Raw genomic sequence first — 18,716 nt, 5'->3', positions numbered from 1 at the left:
AAGCTCTGGCTGATGTCTGCTGAAATGACGCTCGTCTGACCGGACCGCTTTGCGGGGCCGGGCAGCGGCGCTGGAATCAGCCTATTTTACAGACGCAGAGCTTGTTGCCATCGGGATCGCGGAAATAGGCGCCATAAAAGGTCGGCATCCGGTTGCCCGGCTCGCCCTCATCCTTCGCGCCTAGTTCGATCGCTTTGTTGTAAACGCGGTCCACCGTTTCCTTGTCGGCGCAGCTCAGGGCCGGCATCACGCCATTGCCCACACTGGCGGCCTCATTGTCAAAAGGCGTGCCAATCGCAATCATCGGCTGGCCGGGGCCCATGCCATAGAATTGCAGGCGATCATTCGCAAAGGCGCGCTGGGCGCCCAGCTCCGCCATCACGGCATCATAGAATTCCAGCGCTTTTTCCTTGTTATTTGTCCCAAGGGTTACATAGGCCAGCATCGCGTTTCTCCTCTTAATCTGCTTGTTGTGCAGGGGATCGTGATCACGCCGCGTCAATCCGCGCAAGGGGTGACGCAAGGGGCATGCTTGACGTTTACGTGAGCGTCTGGTGTTTCACCCTCAGACAAGTCAAAGAATGAGGAGTTCTCCCATGTCTGATATCCGTTTTGACGGCCGCGTCGCCATTGTCACCGGTGCTGGCGGTGGCCTCGGCCGGTGCCATGCCCTGGAACTCGCCCGCCGCGGCGCAAAGGTCGTGATCAACGATCTTGGCGGCTCGCTGGACGGAAACGGCGGCAATTCCGAAGCGGCTGAAGCCGTCGTGAAAGAAATCGAAGCCCTCGGCGGCGAAGCCATCGCCAATGGCTCTTCGGTTTCCGATGAAGCCGGCGTGAAGAAAATGATCGGCGACACCATGGACAAATGGGGCCGCATCGACATCATCATCGCCAATGCGGGCATCCTGCGCGACAAATCCTTCGCCAAGATGACCCAGCAGGACATCGACCTCGTGATCGACGTTCACCTGCGCGGCAGCTTCATGCCGATCCATGAAGCCTGGAACATCATGAAGGAACAGGAATACGGCCGGATCGTCGTGACCACCTCTTCCACCGGCCTCTATGGCAATTTCGGCCAGGCCAATTACGGCGCCGCCAAGCTCGGCGTGGTCGGCATGATGAACACGCTGAAAATCGAAGGCGCGAAAAACAACATCAAGATCAATGCTGTCTGCCCGATCGCAGCAACCCGCATGACCGAAGGCCTGATGTCCGAAGAAGCGCTCGCCGCGCTGAAGCCGGAGTATGTCACGCCGGGCGTCATGAATCTGGTGAAAGACGATGCGCCGAGCGGCATGATCCTGTCCGCTGGCGCTGGCGCGTTCTCCATGGCCCGCATCGTTGAGACCGAAGGTGTCTTCGTTGGCCATGGCGACGATCTCTCCGCCGAAGCCGTTGCTGCCAAGTGGGACCAGATCACGGACGTTTCCACCACCCGCCCGGCCTTCAAATCCGGTGGTGAGCACGGCCAGAACATCTTTGCCGCCGTGGCAAAAGGCATGCAGGGCTAACGCGCCCGCATTCTTGCCAAATACGCGATTGGGGCGCAGGTATCTCCTCCTGAAAGGAGATCCACATGCGCCCCATCGCTCTTATATTTTCAGCCCTGCTGCTTGCTGGCTGCGGCATGATCCAGACGCCGTCTGAAGCCACCGCCCCCACCCCCACCGAGACAGCCGAAACACCCTCTCAGGGGCCGTTCATGGCTGGCGAAGGCGAAACCTGTGGCGGCATCGCAGCCATTCAGTGTGAAGACGGCCTGTTCTGCAAAATGGATGATGGCGCCTGCCGGAACATCGCCGACGCAGCAGGCACCTGCCAGGAAGTCCGCCCGATGTGCACGCGGGAATATAACCCGGTCTGCGGCTGTGACGGAAAAACCTACAGCAATCCCTGCATGGCCCATGCGGCCAGCACCAGCGTCGCCGCCGATGGTGCCTGCGAGGACTAGAAGCTGAGACCTGGGCGAGACTTAGCCCCTGCCCAGGAACTCCTGCATTTTCTCATAATAGCTCGCGACCATGATGCTTGTGTGCAAAATGATCTCCGCTTCATCTTGCGGCTCATCAATCGCCAGCTCTGCAGCAGCATAAATGACATCCGTCAAAAGGCGCGTAATCAGACGCACACGCTCTTCCGGCAATTCAGGATAAGCATCCCGCAATCTCTCAAAGGCTGGCGCAGCATAATTGTCCCGCGAGGCTACCCGCACGCCCTTCAGGCGCGGCGTTACGCGAATGACGCGAATGACCCAAAGGCCGCCGACGAATGCCCTGTTCTGCTCATTGATGCGCGTGATCAGCGTCATGAAACTCTGAATTGTTTCCTCAAGCGAATTCTTTTCGAGTCCGCCTTCTTCAACCCAGCTTGTGACAATCTTCTCTTGCGCGGATGTGAGCCGCTCACCCAGCTCATGAAGAATGGCATACTTATTCGGGAAGTACCGGTACAGAGCGGGCGGCGTAATGCCAGCATGCTTGCAGATCATGTTCGTAGAGAGACGCTCAAATCCTACCTCACCGAGCAATTCTCCGGTAACCGTAAGGATCTTCTCAAAGGTCGTCCGTGCACGATCCTGAGACGGCGCAGCCTTTGTCTCCAGATCGACATCACGCAAATCAGGCCTCTCCTGACCCGAATTCGCCTTCATGTCAGATGCCTTTCTTCTAGGCATTTTCCCACCCTTCCACAAAAGCATATCGCAGCGTGTCTCACGCGCTGAATGCCAAATTATGACTATCCTGTCAGTTATGCGCATCACCCCGGCAAAGTCCACGAGTTCTTGTGTATAAGTACAGTTAATGTTCTGCCCCGTCACAGCTTCGGAAGAAGCAACTCACCTGACAGGCGAAAATCCAGGCAAAGTACCCTCAAAAGCCGAGCCCGCATGCATTGAAAAAGACAATATAATTCAGGCATAGAAACAAACCGTTGGCACCCGGATAAAATGTAACACGAATTACTTTTCCCGCTCTGCGGGAAATTAATCTTGCCCTTCCATGCCCCCGCCAATGGCCAGCGTGCCATAATAATGGCCCGCCCAGCGGTTCCACTTCCCACACAATAGCGAGGGCCCGCCACCGCGATCTGACCATGATGTGCCATAAAGCAGGCATTGCGCCCTTTGGGCGTGATGACAATGTTGTCTTCCTGTGCGTGTGTGCTGAATATTGCATAGGGCGCCACGGGGATTTCCGAGCCGCCACTCATGACCACTATAGAGTGAAGGAAAGGAATGGGCTTGTGCCCGCAGGCCAGGAGAGTGGCAAAGCGTAAATGGCAATGCACAACAGCATTCGCATCCAGCCGGGCCGCCAGAGTACCGGCATGTATGCCTCCCTCGCTGGAGGGGTTTAACGGTACGCCATACTGTCCATAAAACCGTATCAGGACGATCCTGTGATGCTCGCGGGCCACCCTTGCCCATTCATATGTTTTACCCAATAGTCGACGCATCCTTTTGAAGGGGGGAAACAGCCATGAGACTTGAGAAGGACATGAAGCTGAGGGAACGCGCCGCAAAGGTCATCCCGAACGGAATGTACGGACACCAGAATGTCAGCCTGATCGCACCGGGCACACCGCAATTCTTTACGCGTGCCGAGGGCGCCTATTTGTGGGATGTAGATGGCAATCGGTATGTTGACTATATGTGCGGCTATGGCCCGCAACTGCTCGGCTATTGCCATCCGGAAATTGACCGCGCCTATTGCGAACAGCTATCCAGGATAGACGTCGCCACCGGGCCGACCCCGCTGATGGTGGAACTGGCCGAGAAATGGACCGAGCTCGTCACCCATGCCGACTGGGCCATGTTCTGCAAGAACGGTACGGATGCCACCACAATGGCGCTGATGACCGCACGCGCCTATCGCGGCCGCAAGAAAATCCTCATCGCCACCGGCGCCTATCATGGCGCAACAACCTGGTGCACGCCCTTCCCCGATGGCACAGTGCCGGAAGACCGTGCACATATCATCCATTATGAATACAACAATGTCGAAAGCCTGGAAAAGGCCGCGGAAGAGGCCGGCGATGACCTGGCCGGAATCTTCGCCTCCCCCTTCAAGCATGATGTTCTGACAGACCAGCAACTGCCTGATCCCGCCTATGCCAAGCGGGCAAGAGCGCTGTGCGATGAAAAGGACGCGCTGCTGATCGTAGACGAAATTCGCGCGGGCCTAAGGATTGCGCGTGATGCCAGTTGGTCGCTGATGGGCGTAGAGCCAGACCTGACAAGCTGGGGCAAATCGCTCGCCAATGGGCACCCGATCTCTGCGCTGCTCGGATCGGAAAAGGCAAAAGCTGCTGCGGGCAAGATCTACGCAACGGGCTCATTCTGGTTTGCAGGTGCAGCCATGGCAGCCTCCCTCGTGACGCTAAAGATCCTTCAGGAAACGGATTACCTCGAACGGATGATCGGTCTGGGCACGCGCCTGCGCACCGGCCTGGGCGAGATCGGCCAGCGCCGCAGCATCTCCATCCGCCAGACCGGGCCGGAGCAAATGCCGCTGATCATGCTGGCCGATGACCAGGGTAATCTGGACATGCAGCGCGGCTTTGCTTTCTGCTCCGGCCTTATGGAAAAGGGCGTCTACTTCCACCCCTGGCACAACATGTTTATCAGCGCGGCCATGACCGATAAGGATATCGATATGACGCTTGAAGCCGCCGACCGTGTTCTGGCCGATATGAGCGTGGATGCGTGAAGCATGGCCGCAGGGCGCCCGCGCGGCACGCCTGATCCATTATTTTCCAAATAAATACAGAGCGTTTCCTCGAAAAGGGAACGCCCTTTCCTTATAAGGGGCGCTGAAAGAAATAATATGCCAAGTCTTGCGCGAAATGAGAAATGTAATATCGAAGAAACCGCAAATCCGGCGCACGAAGCGCCCCTATTTTCGGCCTCGCAGGAATTTTATTATGAAGATCGGTGTCCCCAAGGAAATCAAGAACCATGAATACCGCGTCGGCCTGACGCCGGAAAGCGCGCGCGAGTTCATCGCCCGTGGCCACAGCGTGCTGGTGGAAACCCAGGCCGGTGCCGGCATTGGAGCCAGCGATGAAGACTATGTCGCCATCGGCGCCGAGATAGCCCCCACGGCCGAGGATGTGTTCGCCAACAGCACGATGATCATCAAGGTCAAAGAGCCCCTCGCTGACGAGCGCAAACGTCTTACCCCGGATCATATTCTCTACACCTATCTTCACCTCGCGCCGGACCCTGAACAGACCAAAGACCTGATCGCCTCCGGCGCCACCTGCATCGCTTATGAAACGGTCACGGACCGTCATGGCGGCCTCCCCCTTCTCAAACCGATGAGCCAGGTTGCTGGCCGCCTTGCCATACAATGCGGCGCATCTGCGCTGGAAAAGAATGAAGGCGGCCGCGGTGTTCTGCTGGGCGGCGTGCCCGGTGTACACCCCGGAAATGTGCTGGTCATCGGCGGCGGAGTCGTTGGCTTCAACGCGGCGCAAATGGCCGTTGGCATGCATGCCGATGTGACCATTCTGGACCGCAACACGGATGTTCTGGACCGTCTCGATGCCCATTTCGAGGGCCGCGCGAAAACCATCTACTCCACCAAGGCCACCCTGGAACAGGCACTGTCCGAAGCGGACCTTGTCGTTGGCGCGGTGCTGGTGCCAGGCGCCGCCGCCCCGAAGCTTGTCACGCGAGAGATGCTGTCCCTGATGAAACCCGGAGCAGTCATGGTGGATGTCGCCATAGATCAGGGCGGCTGCTTTGAAACATCACACGCCACAACGCATGACAACCCGACCTATATTGTTGACGACATCGTGCATTACTGCGTCGCCAACATGCCGGGCGCCGTGGCGCGCACATCCACCTATGCCCTCAACAATGCGACGCTGATCCATGCGCTGCGCATTGCGGACAAGGGCTGGAAGGCCGCGCTGCAGGCCGATCCGCATCTCGCCGATGGCCTCAATGTGTGGAATGGCAAGATCACCTGCGCGCCGGTGGCCGAAAGCCTGGGCATGCAAAGCCAAAGCGTGCCGCTCGCCGACGCTCTCACCTAAAGGCGTATACTGAATGCATATAGAAAAGCGGGCGCCAGTCGCCCGCTTTTTTATGGGATAAAACCGACCAGCATCTTCAGCACGGCGGAATAATAATCATCCGGCAGGGCTGTGCTCTCAAGGCTGCGCCCGGTTGCTTCGGCAATCACCGCCATCCCACCGACAGACGGCCCGAAGTCCGGCGTTTCGCCGGTATTCACATCAATCCAGGCTGGCACATTGTGGCCGCCGGAGAGATAGGATTCCCAGAACGTCTCGATCGGGGCCGGCACCGGTTGCCCATTCATCTGCAGATAGAGCGGTATACGGATCGCATCATACCCGAACCGCGCGGGCCATCCATTGGCAGGCTGGACAACGCCTTCACGCGTCAGCTCGCACCAGTCCGTCGGCAATTGCAGCGGGCCGAAGGCCGATTGAGAGAGCAGCCACTGGCTGTCCGCCATCACCCGCGTCCAGAACTTGTCCATGCCGCCGGCGGAAAAGTCCTGGAAGGCTGACCAGATAAAATAGGCCGGGTTGAAGACGGTGCGATCATCATGGTCAAAGCCGTTAAGGCCGGGCAGCAGAACCATACGGTCATGGCGCTCGACGATCAGATGCCGGGCAATGGCGTTCCGGATTTCACCGGCGCGCACATCATAGGCGTCCTCACCCCAGCGCCGGGCGGCCTGCATCAGCGCCCAGGCGATCAGAATGTCGCCATCGGACGCATTGTTCGGATCTGCCACGCCCTGCGCCTTGGAGGGGTCATATAACCAGGCATAGAGGTTCACATCCTGACGGGCCAGATTGGCCTCTGTCCAGGCATGCAGTGTTCGGAAGGTTTCCTGATCCCCTGCCGCCTGCGCAAACAACAGGCCATAGCCCTGGCCTTCACTGTGACTGATGCCGCCATTGCCATTATCGATGACGCGGCCTTCGCCATTCACGAACAGGCCCTTGAAGGCTTCCCAATCGCTCATGAAGCTGCCGGAAGGTGAAACGAGATTGCTGCTGGCTGCAACCGTCTCGGCATAGGGCGGTTCGGCCTGGCTGCGCTCTCCGCAAGCAGTCATCAGGGTCAGCGCCACCCCGTGCAGAAAGGCTCGGCGATCAAGGCGCATGACGCAGCTCGATGAGTCCTGGTTCGCATTTCGTGATCACAGTGCGCAAGGCATCATTGCCTGACAGCGCATGGAACCAGGCCGCATAGGCCCCCTGCAACAAGGGGGGCATGATCACATCCCATGGAATGCCGCCATCCTGGCCTACGCTGGTTGGTGGATTCCTGTGCATGATGTCGATCCCGCCATCATCCAGATCAAAGATGACATGTCCCCATCCCAGCTGGTGCCAGAGCGCATTCACGGCGCCTTCGATTTCCTCGACATCGCTGAGGCCCGTCAGCGGGTCCAGCGCAGCAAGGCGGCGCCCGACAGAGGCCAGAAACATGTCCATCTGCTCCTGCGTGGCGCTGGAGGTCACCTCCTCGATCAGCAAGGTCAGAAGCGTTTCTATACTGAGAGATGTCGCCATCACGCGGTCATTCGCTGGCACATGGCTTTTCTTGCCGCTCAGGATCATTTGGTCACTCCGAAGTTCTGACGGATTCCGAAAAGGGTCTGGAATTCATTATATTCGCCAAAGGTGTTGAGGCGCACTTCGCCGCCAATGCTTGTGCCCGGCGCCACCTGGAAATAGGTCGATCCGTTCAGATTGACACCAAAGCCGGTTTCGCTGCTGCTATCATGATAGGCCTGCACATCATCATTCAGGAAGGACAGGAAGCCCACCTCGAACATGGAGGTCGGATCTGTCGGATAGAATGGCTCGCGGTCCTGCTCAAAGCTCTGATAGCCCGGCGTGATGCTGGCCTTCGCCTCCAGCCGGTCGCGCGTATAGGCATACCGGATCGGGAAGCTGACACTCAGGAAACTCTGTGGGCTGAAATAGCCGCCATAGCCGGAGGTGAAGAGATTGTGATTGTCGTTGAAGGCCTGATAGTTGCCGTTCACGCCCACGGTGAGATCGGAGAACTCCCCCTTGCGCGCCAGCAGGTAACCGCCCGCGTTCAGCTGAATGCCGGTATTCCGTTTGACATTCTCGCCAGCATAATCGGCATAGGAGCCTTCGGCATAGAAGCCTGACCCATCCCGCTCATAGGAAAGCGACACGCCCGCCTCAGAGCGCATGACTGCGCCCCAGAATTCCCCCGTTACAGGGTCGGTCGTGCCCGCATAGGACAAGACACTGTCCGTAACCGGGCGATACTCTGCCCATGCTTTACCGGTCGTGTATTGTCCGAATTTTGGTTCATAGGAAATGCCGCCCTGCGCGCGGGTCTTCTGGAAGCCCAGAGGCGTGACGCCAATATCCATGTTCAGATATTCGCCGCGATAGCCGGCTGTCAGCGCGACACCCGCCTCATGCTGCGTACCCGGATCCGCCAGAACGGCCTCATACTCGCCGACAATCCCGCGTGCCTGCAGCAGGCCATTACGGCCGAATTTCAGCTGGCTGTCAGGGCCCACTTCGCCGGCATCGATCGATACGGCATGGGCAGACGCAAAGACGCGCCCATCCGCAAAGCCGGTCGAATACTCAACCGTGCCGCCAAGTTCGTTGAGCGCACTAAGACCGGATTCCCCTGACCGGTCACGATAATGCGTGCTGACATCAATACGGGCTCCCGTCTCGGCATCCAGCTCCGCAAGGTCTGCGGCAATGCCTGCCAGAACCGGGTCTGTATTGCCGAAGCTGCCCGTATTCTGGTCGACGGAAATTGTCTGCATACGTGGCGTACTTCCACCCGGCAGGCTGGAAGGCGCCGTCTGCGCCTGGCCATAGGCCGGGCCCGTTGACGCTGAGGCCAGCTGCCACGGATTGGTGGAAGTCGTATTGCTGGAAACGAGTGCCTTTGTGTCAAACGGGTTGGGCGCGGCAGGCGCGGCAAACGGATTGCCGCCCATGGCACGATTGGCAAACGGGTTCGAGCTGCTGAAGCCCCCGCCGGTCTCCCCGGTTTGGGCCTCATAAAGATCACGAGCCTTTTCCAGATATTTACGGGCCGCGCGGTCGCGTCCGGCCTGTTGCTCCATACGGGCAGCGGCCAGATAGATTTCGTAATTGTCCGGATCCAGAGCTTCTAGGCGCTCAAAGGCACTGCGCGCCAGGTCTGCATCCCCGGCCACGCTGGCCGTATCGACCAGCACAAGCAGGGCATCCTTGTTACGCGGTTCCTGTTGCAGCACCATCTGCAGTGTTTTCGCCGCAGGCAGAGCCATTCCGCCCGCCTGATAGAGACGCGCCAGAGACATCAGGACATCGGTATCCCCCGGGGCCTTCTGCCAGGCCGTCTGCAGCACTTCATAGCTTTGTGCATAATTGCCGGCTTCGCGCAGGCTATCTGCTTCGATCACCGCCATCATGCGGCGCATGCGCTCAACAACGGCTTGCTTCTCAGGTGAGTTCCCGGCAGCCTCATCCGCGCGTTGGATTGCGCCATAGGCAAAGGCTGTCTGGCCCTCTGATGTCAGAATACGTACAATTGGTTCATAGGCTGCAGGGTCGGACAGGGTCTGCTTCATCAGATCCTGCGCCATGGTGACTGCGTCGCTGCGGTCTCCCAGCTCATAGAGAACGCCTGCGATTTCGGCCTGACGATAGGCTGGCAAACGGCCCGTTGCCGCAATCTGCTTCAGGCCTGCAACAGCCTGCGCCGTCTGGCCCTGCTTGGCCAGAAGCTGCGCGCGATCAATCGCAGTTTGCGCTGTCAGGCTGAGGGCAAATTCCTGCATTTCCGGCGTGCGGGCCGCGGCCGGGATGCGGCGGATCAGATCCTGCGCATCGCCTGCCATGTCCATCTGCTCGGCCAGCAAAGCTGCCGCATAAAGATGCTCGGTATCATTTGATGCCGCCAGTGACTGCATGACGGAACGCGCCTGCCAGGCATTGCCCTGCCCATTCAGGAAGCGTGCATATTCATAACGGATCCACGGATCTTTCGGATAGGATGTCATGCCATCCTGGAACAGTTTCTCGGCCACGACCGTGCGCCCCTGCTGGGCGGCATCAACCGCTTCGCGGCGCAGCGCATTCATGCGCAGCTGATCAGCGAAACCCTGCTCCAGCCCCGGCATGCGCAGCGCCGTGCGGGCAGCTTGTGCCGCCTCGCCATAGCGCCCCAGTTCGTCCAGAACGTCAGACAGCAGACCATAGGCAATCGCCTGATCGCCATCGCCGGAACGTACAAGGTTTTCAGAAATCGACAGCGCCTTATCAAGGTCGCGTGCCTCCAGCGCGGCGGACGCTTCATTTACACGCGCAAAAAAGTCAGCCGACGCATAGGCTTGGTCCCATTTATCTGAACTGCCCAGCTTGCGGGCCTGCCCCAGCAGCTCCTTCGCCGCAACGAAATTGCCGCGGCGCAGCTGCACCACGCCCAGTCCGCCCAGAACGTCAGAATCCTTCGGCGACAGGCTGCGGGCCCGATTGAAGGATTTCTCGGCGAGATCCAGATTGCCGGCTTCCAGCGCCTTGAACCCGGCTGCGCGCGCATCGCCTGCCGGATTGGGCTTTGGCGCAGCTACGCGTTTGGGTGTGGGCGCAGGCTTGGCGTTCGTCTTCTGCTCAGGCTCCGCCGCCATGGTGCTGGCGACCGGAACCGTCAGCACCGTCTTGGCAGCATTGAACTCAAGCGCCTGTTTGGCCACCGTGTTTTGCGGGTCCAGTTCCAGCACGCGCTTATAGCTTTCCTTGGCGCGGTTATGCTGGCCTCGGCTCTCCCAGTATTTCGCTTGCTGCAGAAGTGTTTCCACACCCGCACTTTCCGCGACAGCCTGACCGCCATCCACTTGGGCGGCGATCACACTGGCGAGAGCGAGAGCAGTCAGATGCGTTTTTCTCATCACTCACTATCCATATCTTGCAGGCGGCGACGTTCCTGACGCTTCAGCAGCGCGTAAACCGGCCCGGCAACAATCAGGGCAACGATCACACCACTGATCACCATGAAGAGCGGTCTGCCGCTCATCCAGAAGGCAAAGGCGAGCCACCAGGGCAGATCGCTGACCCAATAGCTTGATCCGATCATATAGCTGGCCATGCCATCGCCGTGTACGATGGACAGGTCGCCCTGCACGTCTGCAATCACGTCAATCTCTTCCAGCGCGTAGATCATGCCAGGCAGGCGCGATGTATCGCTGCCAAGAACGGCCACGACGCTGCGGCTTTCCGCGAAGGGGGATTCAAAACCGATCATGCCGGTGAAATCGTCCGCAGCCATCAGCGTGTCATTGGCCTCGTCGGCCTTATTGTGTTTACGGGTGGAAACCATGTTGCCCAAACGGTCCATCAGGCTGTCCGCAGGCACATGGATCTGGCCACCAGCAAATGACACAGGCGCACCGCGGAACAGGCCGGCCTCATTGCCCAGGCTAACCGGGCCGATGACCAGAATGTCTTCATCACGCATGCGGTCTGCGTTCACTTCACGCGTTACCCGCGCACGTACAGTTGGCGCGCCGGTGGAGTCACCGAAGCGGCCCATCAGCACCAGAAAGGTTTCAATCGTTGCGGCATCGGCGTCACGCGGCATCAGAACGGCCGTTTCCGCCAGGTCCGGGCGGATCGTGAACGGGTATCCCGCCCCGGCAAAGGGGGCCAGGTCCGGCATCAGAATCGCATGATGTGCGCCTGTGAAATCAATCTGGCTATCGCCCAGAACGCTCACGGCAACATTGGTAGGTATCATGCCCGTACACTCGCTCTTGTCAGCCAGGATGAGGTTGTAGTCGAAGACCAGCTCATTCTGTCCAAACAGGTTGTATCGGGGCAGCGTTACTTTTGCCTTACGCTCCTCAGAAACCGTCTGAGCGCCTTTCACGAGGCGATTGAGCACGCTGTCACCGCCCAGCGGCAGCGTTTCAAGGAAGTTGTTGTTCAGCGACACGTCCAGACGCGAAGCCGCGCGATCCAGCCAGGGTGCAGCAGGATAGCGGTAGCCAAGCTCCACCTTCCCGCCATTACCGGGCCAGAAGAACAGGTCCGGTGCGACACGGAATTGCGTGCTCAGCGGGCCTGGCGGCAGGCCGCGGGCTTCAAGCGCATAAGGCTCGGTGATCTCAGACAGCGCAACCTTGCGATCCGTCGGCAGCCAGCGCGGGGCGGCATAGCGATCAAACGCGGGCACGCGGAACTCATTCATGGAAAGATCCTGGCCACCCACAAAACCGCTGGCAAAGGCGAGGCCGGCAGCGGCCTGTTTCAGCTCCGCATCCGTACGACCCATGATCAGCAGAAGCTGGCCGAATTCATCGGCAGGGTTCGGCACAACGGCAATTTCGGGTCCGGTAATCTGGCGATCAATGCCCGGCAGGCTGTTCTGGGGATCCAGAAAAACGATTGCATTGCCTTCCGGCAGCACACCGCTTTGCGGCGTGAAGCGGAACCCGCGATAGCTGGCCAGGCTGCCCAGCCAGGAGGCAATCGTCCCGGCCGCTTCCAGCTCGCCATCCGTCGGTCGGGCGGCCATCACGAAAGGCAGGTCCAGCGGCATGGAGTCATGCGCGTCAAAGAAGGGCGCCGGCAGCTTGCTGAGGTCTGGTGGGAATTTCAGCTGCTGCACCTTCACATCCAGAAAGGTGCGCTCATTGGAAATGTTCATCCAGAGGGATGAGTGGAACGGGTCTTCACAATCGGTGGCATAATGGCCCAGGAAACGGAAGTTCAGCTGGTTTTCGCCCGGAAGGAACAGGGCCGGTTCAATCTCCAGCTCCAGCGTCGTACCATCAGCGCCGCTCGGCAGCAGTTTCACCGTCTGGATCACTTCCCCATTCAGCATCACGACCAGCTGGCTGAGATCCCCCAGCAGAGCCGGAGAATACGCCATGTTGACCGTAACAGATGCCTCTGTGACCACTTCGTCAGCACGCATACCAAACGGAATACCGATTTCGGCCCGCGTCCCCTGCAAGCGGATGGGAGAGCGGATCGACAGGTTTTCCAGTGTCATGCGATCAGCGCGCAGTCCATCGCCCAGTTCCTGTGTCACAGGGCCCTGGGATACAGGCGGCGCTTCCTGCGCATAGGACGGCGCCAGAGTGCCCGCCAGCACGCACAATGCGGCAATCGCCGTCAGGGTGACAGGAACCCGGCCCAGAGACGGCCCGAGAATGCGTTTAAGGGTCACAACATCGACTCCCACAATATCCTTGATTGAGCGCATCCCGGAAACAGGCTCGCGCGGTTCGCTCGGCTGCCAGGCATCAGCCCGGCCCATCACGGCACGAACGAGTTGCCGTGCGTGGAGCTGGTCCAGCTGCTCAAAGCGCAGGCGCAAAATGCCGCCATCGGTACGGATGGCTTCGACCGGAACGGTCAGCGTATCATCCCCCATCGGAATGGAAATGCTGTTGATCGTATGGCCGGTCAGGTCCATGCCTTCCGGCAGTCTGACGGCAACGCCCCCCATCGAAAAGTCCAGTGTTGAACAGTCGAAGACGTATCCGTCATCCCGGTAGAGCGTCGCCTGAAGCGCCTGGTCAATCCGGATATGCTCGCGCACCTGACGTGTCTCGCGGGCAACCGACACGGCGGCCAGCAGGATAATCAGGCTGAACGTGGCCCAGCCGACATTCAGCACCAATGTGCCGATCGGCATATTGCCCGGCTCGGCAAAGATCAGCAGACGGCCGGTTCCGAAAACGATACCAAAGATCATCAGGCCGATGGTCCACATGTGTGGCTTCACGGCGTCCAGATCGAAATAGGTCTTGTCCAGCAGATCGCCCTTGTCGGTCACGTTGAACTTGCCCTTGCGGGGCTGGAGCAGCGTCAGCACGGTTGGCTTGACCAGATGGAATGCCAGCAGTGTCTCGTAGATCTCCCCCCAGAACGGGCGGCGGTCTCCGCCCTGTGTCCGTTCACTGGACAGGGTCGAGATATAAAGGTGCGGCAAGGCATACGCGAAGATCAGCGCAGCGGAGGCGTGAATGATATTCTGCCCCGCAATCAGATAAGCCAGCGGCGCCGTCAGGAACACGATGCGCGGCAGCGGAAACTGGAAGTGCATCATCGCGTTGAGGTAACAAAGCCTCTGCGGCAGCTTCAGTCCCTTGCCCAGCAGCGGATTGTCGATACGGAAAATCTGCGTCATGCCCCGCGCCCAGCGGATACGCTGACCGATGTGAAGGATCAGGCGCTCGGTCGCGAGACCGGCAGACAGGCGCGCAGAAATATAGGCCGTGTTCCAGCCCATGCGCTGCAGTTTCAAGGCGGTATGTGCGTCTTCGGTGACGGTTTCCCCGGCAAACCCATTGGTCTGCATCAGGGCTTCACGGCGAATGATCGCACAGGAGCCGCAGAAGAAGGTTGCGTTCCAAAGGTCGTTCCCGCTCTGCACGGGGCCATAGAACAGGTCGCCCTCCCCCGGCAGGTCCTCGACACTGCCAAGGTTACGCTGAACCGGATCAGGGGAATAGAAATGGTGCGGCGTCTGCAACAGCGCCAGCTTCGGATCTCTCTGGAACCAGCCAATTGTCAGCTGCAGGAAGGCGCGTGTCGGCACGTGGTCACAGTCGAACACGACGATCAGGTCGCCGTCGGTCTTCTTCATGGCGGCGTTCAGGTTGCCCGCCTTGGCGTGCTTGTTGTCTGTACGCGTAAGATACCCGCAATTGGCTTCGCGAGCGAATTCGCGGAATTCCTCGCGGCGGCCATCATCCAGGATGAAGACACGATAGCGGTCAGCCGGATAATCCATGTCCATGGCGGCGAACACCGTATTGCGGACAATCTCCAGGCTTTCATTATAGGTCGGGATATAGACATCCACCGTCGGCCATTCCGACGGTTCGCCCTTCATCTCCACGACCGGACGGTGCAGCGGCCAGCTTGTCTGTATCAGGCCCAGCAGCATGATGAACCAGGCATATAGCTCGGCCAGGTAGAGGCCGGTGCCCAGTACGAACTCGATCGGCGTATCGAACTCAAGCGTGTGGGTTGTCCGCCACCAGATATACCGGGTAGAAACAAGGAGTGCGATACCGCCCAGCACAAGAGTGCCCCGGCGGGATTTGCTACGGCTTACGAAAAAAGCCGCAACCATCACACCCAGGCCAAAGATCCACTGGTTCTTCAGATCCAGCGGGACGGAAATGACCATGACCGCCAGAAATGCGACCAGCAGCCAGACCGGAAGCATTGCGATCTTGCGGAGGGAGCCAAAGGAATTCCCCATGATCAGACCGCCCGCCGCGCGGTTGTATCCGCGCCTTCAGAGTCACCGGTCAGCTCGCCCTTCAGGTAAGTCTCAATCATGTTGGTCAGCGCGGTAACGTCGCGCAGCACCACGCTATGCGGTGCAAATTTCTCCAGCGTCTCGAACTGTGCCAGCGCCTCATTGACGGCCTCATCCCGCCGCACAATCCCGAAATATTGCTCACCCAGCAGCTCCGCCAGGAAGCGACGGCAATGGCGCGACAGTTTGTATTGCTCGTCCACACGGTTCAGCACGACGGCGAAATTCCGCAGCTCGCGGATAGACGCACCTTCATCCAGAAGGGTCAGGCTGGTCAGCGCCGCAGGCGTCGGCTCAAGAACGCACAAATTGAGATCGGCAAACTGGCTGACCTCATGGCGCAATTCCAAATCGGAAGAGGAAATGTCCAGAATGAACAACTGGGTTCTGTCGCCGCCGGAAAAGTCCTGGATCAACTGTTCAGGGGCCATACGGCTGCCATAGCCTTTCACCAGACGCACGCCGCCAATCACCGGCGCATCTGCCTCAGCGCCCTGCCATGGCTGGATCGTCTGTGAAGGCACCATTCCGAAATGCAGCTTCAGCGTATCCTGGCGCGTATAGTCCACCACCGTCACAGGCCTGCCGCGGCTTGTAAACGACATGGCCAGCCGCGCCGAAATCAGCGTGCTGCCACTACCGCCCTTGGGAGAATGTACTGCAATAATGGTCATGATTTTGCCTGCCCAAGTTTGCCAAGGAAATTGCGCAAATCGACGGCGTCACCTTCAGGCTGACTCGTCTCGTTCGCAGGTGATGATTGCGGCGCCGAATACTGCCCCAGGAAACTGCCCGCCTGTTTGATTGGCCTGGCCGAAGGCCGTTTTTCTACCTCGGCACGGCGAGGTTCCGGCGGACGGCCTGACGGCACATGGCCGCCTTCCTTCCCGACGATCCGCTCATCTTTCAGAAGCGACTCGAACAGCGGCCACAGCTCCATATCCGTATAAGGATCTTCAAACTGTTTGTACCGGAAGTCTTGCCGGCTGAGCTTCTCCAGCAAAGCGCGCGCGTCGTTTCTCATAGTTCACCACCACTGTTATCATTAAGCTTTTGGGTACCATAACTACGCTTAACGCGACGTTACGGATCTGCAGGATTCGTACGTCTGCAGGCCCCCTCGACTGGTTAACAGAGGGATGAACATGATTTATCTGTACAGAAATCAGTTAAGCTTTTGTTAGCCATGACTAACGGTTTCTTATCAGGGTTTTTGGCCCCCGGCATGTCTCGCAAAGGGAAATCTGCCAGCTTAAGAAAGAGTGCATAAAAAAGGGCTGAAATCCTGAAACTTCAGGAAATACAGCCCTCTATAAGGTTAATTACAGGCCCGCACCAAAGTGGCCAGGCTGGCCCGTCTTTGGCGAAATATCCCGCCTCGGATTACTCTTCCATAGCCTTGAGATACATGGATTTTTTCGGCTTTGAGAAAATTCGCTCCACCATGGGCACGAAAAACTCCAGCGGCTCGCTTTCATAGTCCGGGTCGAAGGCGGCCTGATCGTATTTGTGGCAGAACTCAGCGCAGCGCTGGTAGTGCGGACTGTCCTTGAACTGATCGCGCATGTTCTTGTCGAGGCCGAGATACTCAAAGAAGTAATAGCCCTGGAAGGCGCCATGATTGGCAACCATCCAGAGGTTTTCTTCCGACACGAACGGTTTCAGGATCGCGGCGGCCACGTCCGGGTGGTTCATACTGCCCAGCGTGTCACCAATATCGTGCAGCAGCGCGCAGACGACATATTCCTCGTCACGCCCATCCCGGTGGGCCCGCGTCGCCGTCTGCAGGGAGTGCTCCAGCCGGTCGATGGGATAGCCGCCGAAATCCCCGTCCAGCAGGCGCAGATGGTCCAGTACCCGTTTCGCAAGGCCTTTGTTGAACACCCGCGCGTTCTTCGCGATGATATCCCAGTCTTCCTGGGTGCCATCCAGCATTTGCGTGAATTTTGCGCTTTGGGCCGCGCCCTGTCCGTCCGCCATGTGGTTTCCTCCGGTTTCTTTATATCTGCCCGCAGGATAACCCTGCGGCGGGCCAGTTCCAATCCCTTTCCATCCTTTCGGCGGCAAAAGAGAGGTCTGTGAGACGACGCCCCTCCGTTTCCGGAGAGGCGTCTCCCACCGGGGGCGCCCGGATGTCTCCCGATCAGTCCCACAGAGCGCCCAGCATCAGCTGGTTCTCCCAGGTGTTCCGGTTCGGAACATGGGCCGGTCCACAGCGGCTGCAGAAATGCTCGTGCAGACGGCGCGCAAGCGTCCAGCTGGACTCGCCTGTCCGCCCGCCTGCCCGTTCCACAGCATCGACAATGAACCGGAGCGTTTCTTCGCGCAGGTCCATATTGCCTTTGCCTTTCGCCTCCGCGAGCCGCCAGCCCGCCGGATCCTGGCGCAGGGCAAGAACCGCGCGCTCAACGCCATCGTGCAGAACGTAAACCGCCATGCGTCCGGCAGCGATGTCACCGGTGAAGTCCCGCAGGCAATTGCGGAACTCCCGCGCAACCTGCCCCAGCATTTTCCTGTCCGTCACCCGGAAGAAGGCTGGCGGCAGGTCCGGCGGGGACAGTATGTTGCCGAAGCGGGCCGGCTGCAGATCGTCCGCAGCCATCTCGAACAGACGTTCAGACGATGCGGCCCGCTCCCACCGGTGGGCGACGGATGCGGCCTGTGTCTGTCCGCGCATACGCACCGCCAGACCGAAGGTTGCGGCAAGATCCTCCACGGCGCCTTTGCTGTCCGGAATGTGCCGAAGGATTTTCGGCCGCCGGAGCAGGACAGGCAAGGCGCGGATCAGGCGCAGCTGCGCCGGACGGATTTCATCCGTATGCCGTAATACCTGCGCCGTATTCTCATCCGAAAACAGCGACAGGAACACGTCATAATCCGCCGTGTCCCACAGGGTCTCGCCCAACCGGGAAAGCGTCTTCATCAGACCACCGGTAGCCTGGCCGTGCATGAGGTGTTTTGCAACATCCCCATCCCGCCCGTACGCGGCGATATGGGCGATCTCTTCAAGGTCGAGATCACGATCCAGCAGGATGGCCGCCGCATGACGGCGCGCCGATGGCAGGGCCAGAAACTTCACATGCGGCGCCGGCCAGGCAATGGCCAGTGTTTCGGCATAGGGCCCAGCGAGGAACCGCAACAATGGCGTCAGGGCACCGGCACGGCCATGCGGCCGCACGTGGCGCCGGGTCATGGGATTGCCCATGATCCACCTCCTTCCATATCGTCCGCATGCCGGAAGGCCGGATGCGGACCGATTGAAGTCAGAAAAATTGTGAGGTCAGACGTCCACCGGCAAACGCGCGGGGGACGCTGACAGCGCTCCCCATCGACTGAGGAGCAGGTTTGTTGTTCTACAACCGTGCTTCATCTTTTTGGTCCGTTT

At 59.2% G+C, this 18,716-nt stretch carries 15 protein-coding genes; 4 read left to right on the top strand and 11 right to left on the bottom strand.

The genetic code is table 11. The annotated features are described in order from the left end of the window. Positions 1-76: 76 nt before the first annotated feature. Positions 77-445: a VOC family protein gene (locus HY29_RS11635; protein ID WP_034797061.1), complete on the bottom strand. Its 369-nt coding sequence runs from the start codon at positions 443-445 to the stop codon at positions 77-79. 151 nt (positions 446-596) lie between these two features. On the opposite strand from HY29_RS11635, the gene HY29_RS11630 reads away from it, so the two are divergent. Together HY29_RS11630 and HY29_RS11625 are read left to right on the top strand one after the other, a co-directional pair. Continuing rightward, positions 597-1,517, top strand: coding sequence for an SDR family NAD(P)-dependent oxidoreductase (locus HY29_RS11630; protein ID WP_034797058.1), 921 nt, complete (start codon positions 597-599; stop codon positions 1,515-1,517). Between the two features lie 65 nt (positions 1,518-1,582). Next, positions 1,583-1,957 (top strand): Kazal-type serine protease inhibitor family protein, encoded by a 375-nt coding sequence (locus tag HY29_RS11625; RefSeq protein WP_034797055.1) that lies wholly within the window; start codon positions 1,583-1,585, stop codon positions 1,955-1,957. A 21-nt stretch (positions 1,958-1,978) separates the two neighbouring features. Here HY29_RS11625 and HY29_RS11620 read toward each other — a convergent pair whose 3' ends face one another. Both HY29_RS11620 and HY29_RS18540 read right to left on the bottom strand, forming a co-directional pair. Then, positions 1,979-2,623 (bottom strand): TetR/AcrR family transcriptional regulator, encoded by a 645-nt coding sequence (locus HY29_RS11620; protein WP_162176718.1) that lies wholly within the window; start codon positions 2,621-2,623, stop codon positions 1,979-1,981. A gap of 197 nt (positions 2,624-2,820) precedes the next feature. After that, the gene (locus tag HY29_RS18540; protein ID WP_162176717.1) at positions 2,821-3,450 is read right to left on the bottom strand and encodes a class II aldolase/adducin family protein; all 630 of its coding nucleotides are present in this window, start codon (positions 3,448-3,450) and stop codon (positions 2,821-2,823) included. A 35-nt stretch (positions 3,451-3,485) separates the two neighbouring features. Between HY29_RS18540 and HY29_RS11610 the strand changes: the two genes are divergently transcribed. Then, a complete protein-coding gene (locus HY29_RS11610) occupies positions 3,486-4,715 on the top strand; it encodes an aminotransferase class III-fold pyridoxal phosphate-dependent enzyme (protein ID WP_051601445.1) in 1,230 nt (409 codons plus the stop codon). Between the two features lie 214 nt (positions 4,716-4,929). After that, positions 4,930-6,051 carry an alanine dehydrogenase gene (gene ald, locus HY29_RS11605; protein WP_034797050.1) on the top strand — a complete coding sequence of 374 codons (1,122 nt, stop codon included), beginning with the start codon at positions 4,930-4,932 and terminating at the stop codon, positions 6,049-6,051. A gap of 50 nt (positions 6,052-6,101) precedes the next feature. Here the strand turns inward: ald and HY29_RS11600 are convergent, their stop codons facing one another. The 8 genes from HY29_RS11600 to HY29_RS11565 all read right to left on the bottom strand — a co-directional run bounded on the left by HY29_RS11600 (position 6,102) and on the right by HY29_RS11565 (position 18,536). After that, the gene (locus HY29_RS11600; protein WP_034797047.1) at positions 6,102-7,157 is read right to left on the bottom strand and encodes a family 8 glycosyl hydrolase; all 1,056 of its coding nucleotides are present in this window, start codon (positions 7,155-7,157) and stop codon (positions 6,102-6,104) included. Next, a complete protein-coding gene (gene bcsD, locus HY29_RS11595; protein WP_034797044.1) occupies positions 7,147-7,617 on the bottom strand; it encodes a cellulose biosynthesis protein BcsD in 471 nt (156 codons plus the stop codon). Before bcsD ends, HY29_RS11600 begins: the two co-directional genes overlap by 11 nt. Next, on the bottom strand, positions 7,614-10,940 hold the full coding sequence (locus HY29_RS11590) for a cellulose biosynthesis protein BcsC (protein WP_034797041.1): 3,327 nt from the start codon (positions 10,938-10,940) through the stop codon (positions 7,614-7,616). Before HY29_RS11590 ends, bcsD begins: the two co-directional genes overlap by 4 nt. Next, the gene (gene bcsA, locus HY29_RS11585; RefSeq protein ID WP_199285829.1) at positions 10,940-15,271 is read right to left on the bottom strand and encodes a UDP-forming cellulose synthase catalytic subunit; all 4,332 of its coding nucleotides are present in this window, start codon (positions 15,269-15,271) and stop codon (positions 10,940-10,942) included. Before bcsA ends, HY29_RS11590 begins: the two co-directional genes overlap by 1 nt. 2 nt (positions 15,272-15,273) lie before the next feature. Then, positions 15,274-16,005 (bottom strand): cellulose synthase operon protein YhjQ/BcsQ, encoded by a 732-nt coding sequence (locus HY29_RS11580; RefSeq protein ID WP_051601444.1) that lies wholly within the window; start codon positions 16,003-16,005, stop codon positions 15,274-15,276. Further along, positions 16,002-16,355: a hypothetical protein gene (locus tag HY29_RS11575; RefSeq protein ID WP_034797037.1), complete on the bottom strand. Its 354-nt coding sequence runs from the start codon at positions 16,353-16,355 to the stop codon at positions 16,002-16,004. The genes HY29_RS11580 and HY29_RS11575 overlap by 4 nt, the downstream gene beginning before the upstream one ends. Positions 16,356-16,714: 359 nt before the next feature. After that, positions 16,715-17,311: an HD domain-containing protein gene (locus tag HY29_RS11570; protein ID WP_034797036.1), complete on the bottom strand. Its 597-nt coding sequence runs from the start codon at positions 17,309-17,311 to the stop codon at positions 16,715-16,717. Between the two features lie 163 nt (positions 17,312-17,474). Next, the gene (locus tag HY29_RS11565; RefSeq protein WP_034797033.1) at positions 17,475-18,536 is read right to left on the bottom strand and encodes a hypothetical protein; all 1,062 of its coding nucleotides are present in this window, start codon (positions 18,534-18,536) and stop codon (positions 17,475-17,477) included. Positions 18,537-18,716: the final 180 nt, after the last annotated feature.

This window comes from Hyphomonas beringensis, assembly GCF_000682755.1.
Lineage (GTDB): Bacteria > Pseudomonadota > Alphaproteobacteria > Caulobacterales > Hyphomonadaceae > Hyphomonas > Hyphomonas beringensis.
Note: the sequence above shows the minus strand (reverse complement) of the source record. Positions and strands in the feature narration are given on the sequence as shown.

Coding starts and splice junctions, on each gene's coding strand:
- HY29_RS11635 (WP_034797061.1), bottom strand. CDS start 445: ATGCTGGCCTATGTAACCCTTGGGACAAATAACAAGGAAAAAGCGCTG.
- HY29_RS11630 (WP_034797058.1), top strand. CDS start 597: ATGTCTGATATCCGTTTTGACGGCCGCGTCGCCATTGTCACCGGTGCT.
- HY29_RS11625 (WP_034797055.1), top strand. CDS start 1,583: ATGCGCCCCATCGCTCTTATATTTTCAGCCCTGCTGCTTGCTGGCTGC.
- HY29_RS11610 (WP_051601445.1), top strand. CDS start 3,486: ATGAGACTTGAGAAGGACATGAAGCTGAGGGAACGCGCCGCAAAGGTC.
- ald (WP_034797050.1), top strand. CDS start 4,930: ATGAAGATCGGTGTCCCCAAGGAAATCAAGAACCATGAATACCGCGTC.
- HY29_RS11600 (WP_034797047.1), bottom strand. CDS start 7,157: ATGCGCCTTGATCGCCGAGCCTTTCTGCACGGGGTGGCGCTGACCCTG.
- bcsD (WP_034797044.1), bottom strand. CDS start 7,617: ATGATCCTGAGCGGCAAGAAAAGCCATGTGCCAGCGAATGACCGCGTG.
- HY29_RS11590 (WP_034797041.1), bottom strand. CDS start 10,940: ATGAGAAAAACGCATCTGACTGCTCTCGCTCTCGCCAGTGTGATCGCC.
- bcsA (WP_199285829.1), bottom strand. CDS start 15,271: ATGGGGAATTCCTTTGGCTCCCTCCGCAAGATCGCAATGCTTCCGGTC.
- HY29_RS11580 (WP_051601444.1), bottom strand. CDS start 16,005: ATGACCATTATTGCAGTACATTCTCCCAAGGGCGGTAGTGGCAGCACG.
- HY29_RS11575 (WP_034797037.1), bottom strand. CDS start 16,355: ATGAGAAACGACGCGCGCGCTTTGCTGGAGAAGCTCAGCCGGCAAGAC.
- HY29_RS11570 (WP_034797036.1), bottom strand. CDS start 17,311: ATGGCGGACGGACAGGGCGCGGCCCAAAGCGCAAAATTCACGCAAATG.
- HY29_RS11565 (WP_034797033.1), bottom strand. CDS start 18,536: ATGGGCAATCCCATGACCCGGCGCCACGTGCGGCCGCATGGCCGTGCC.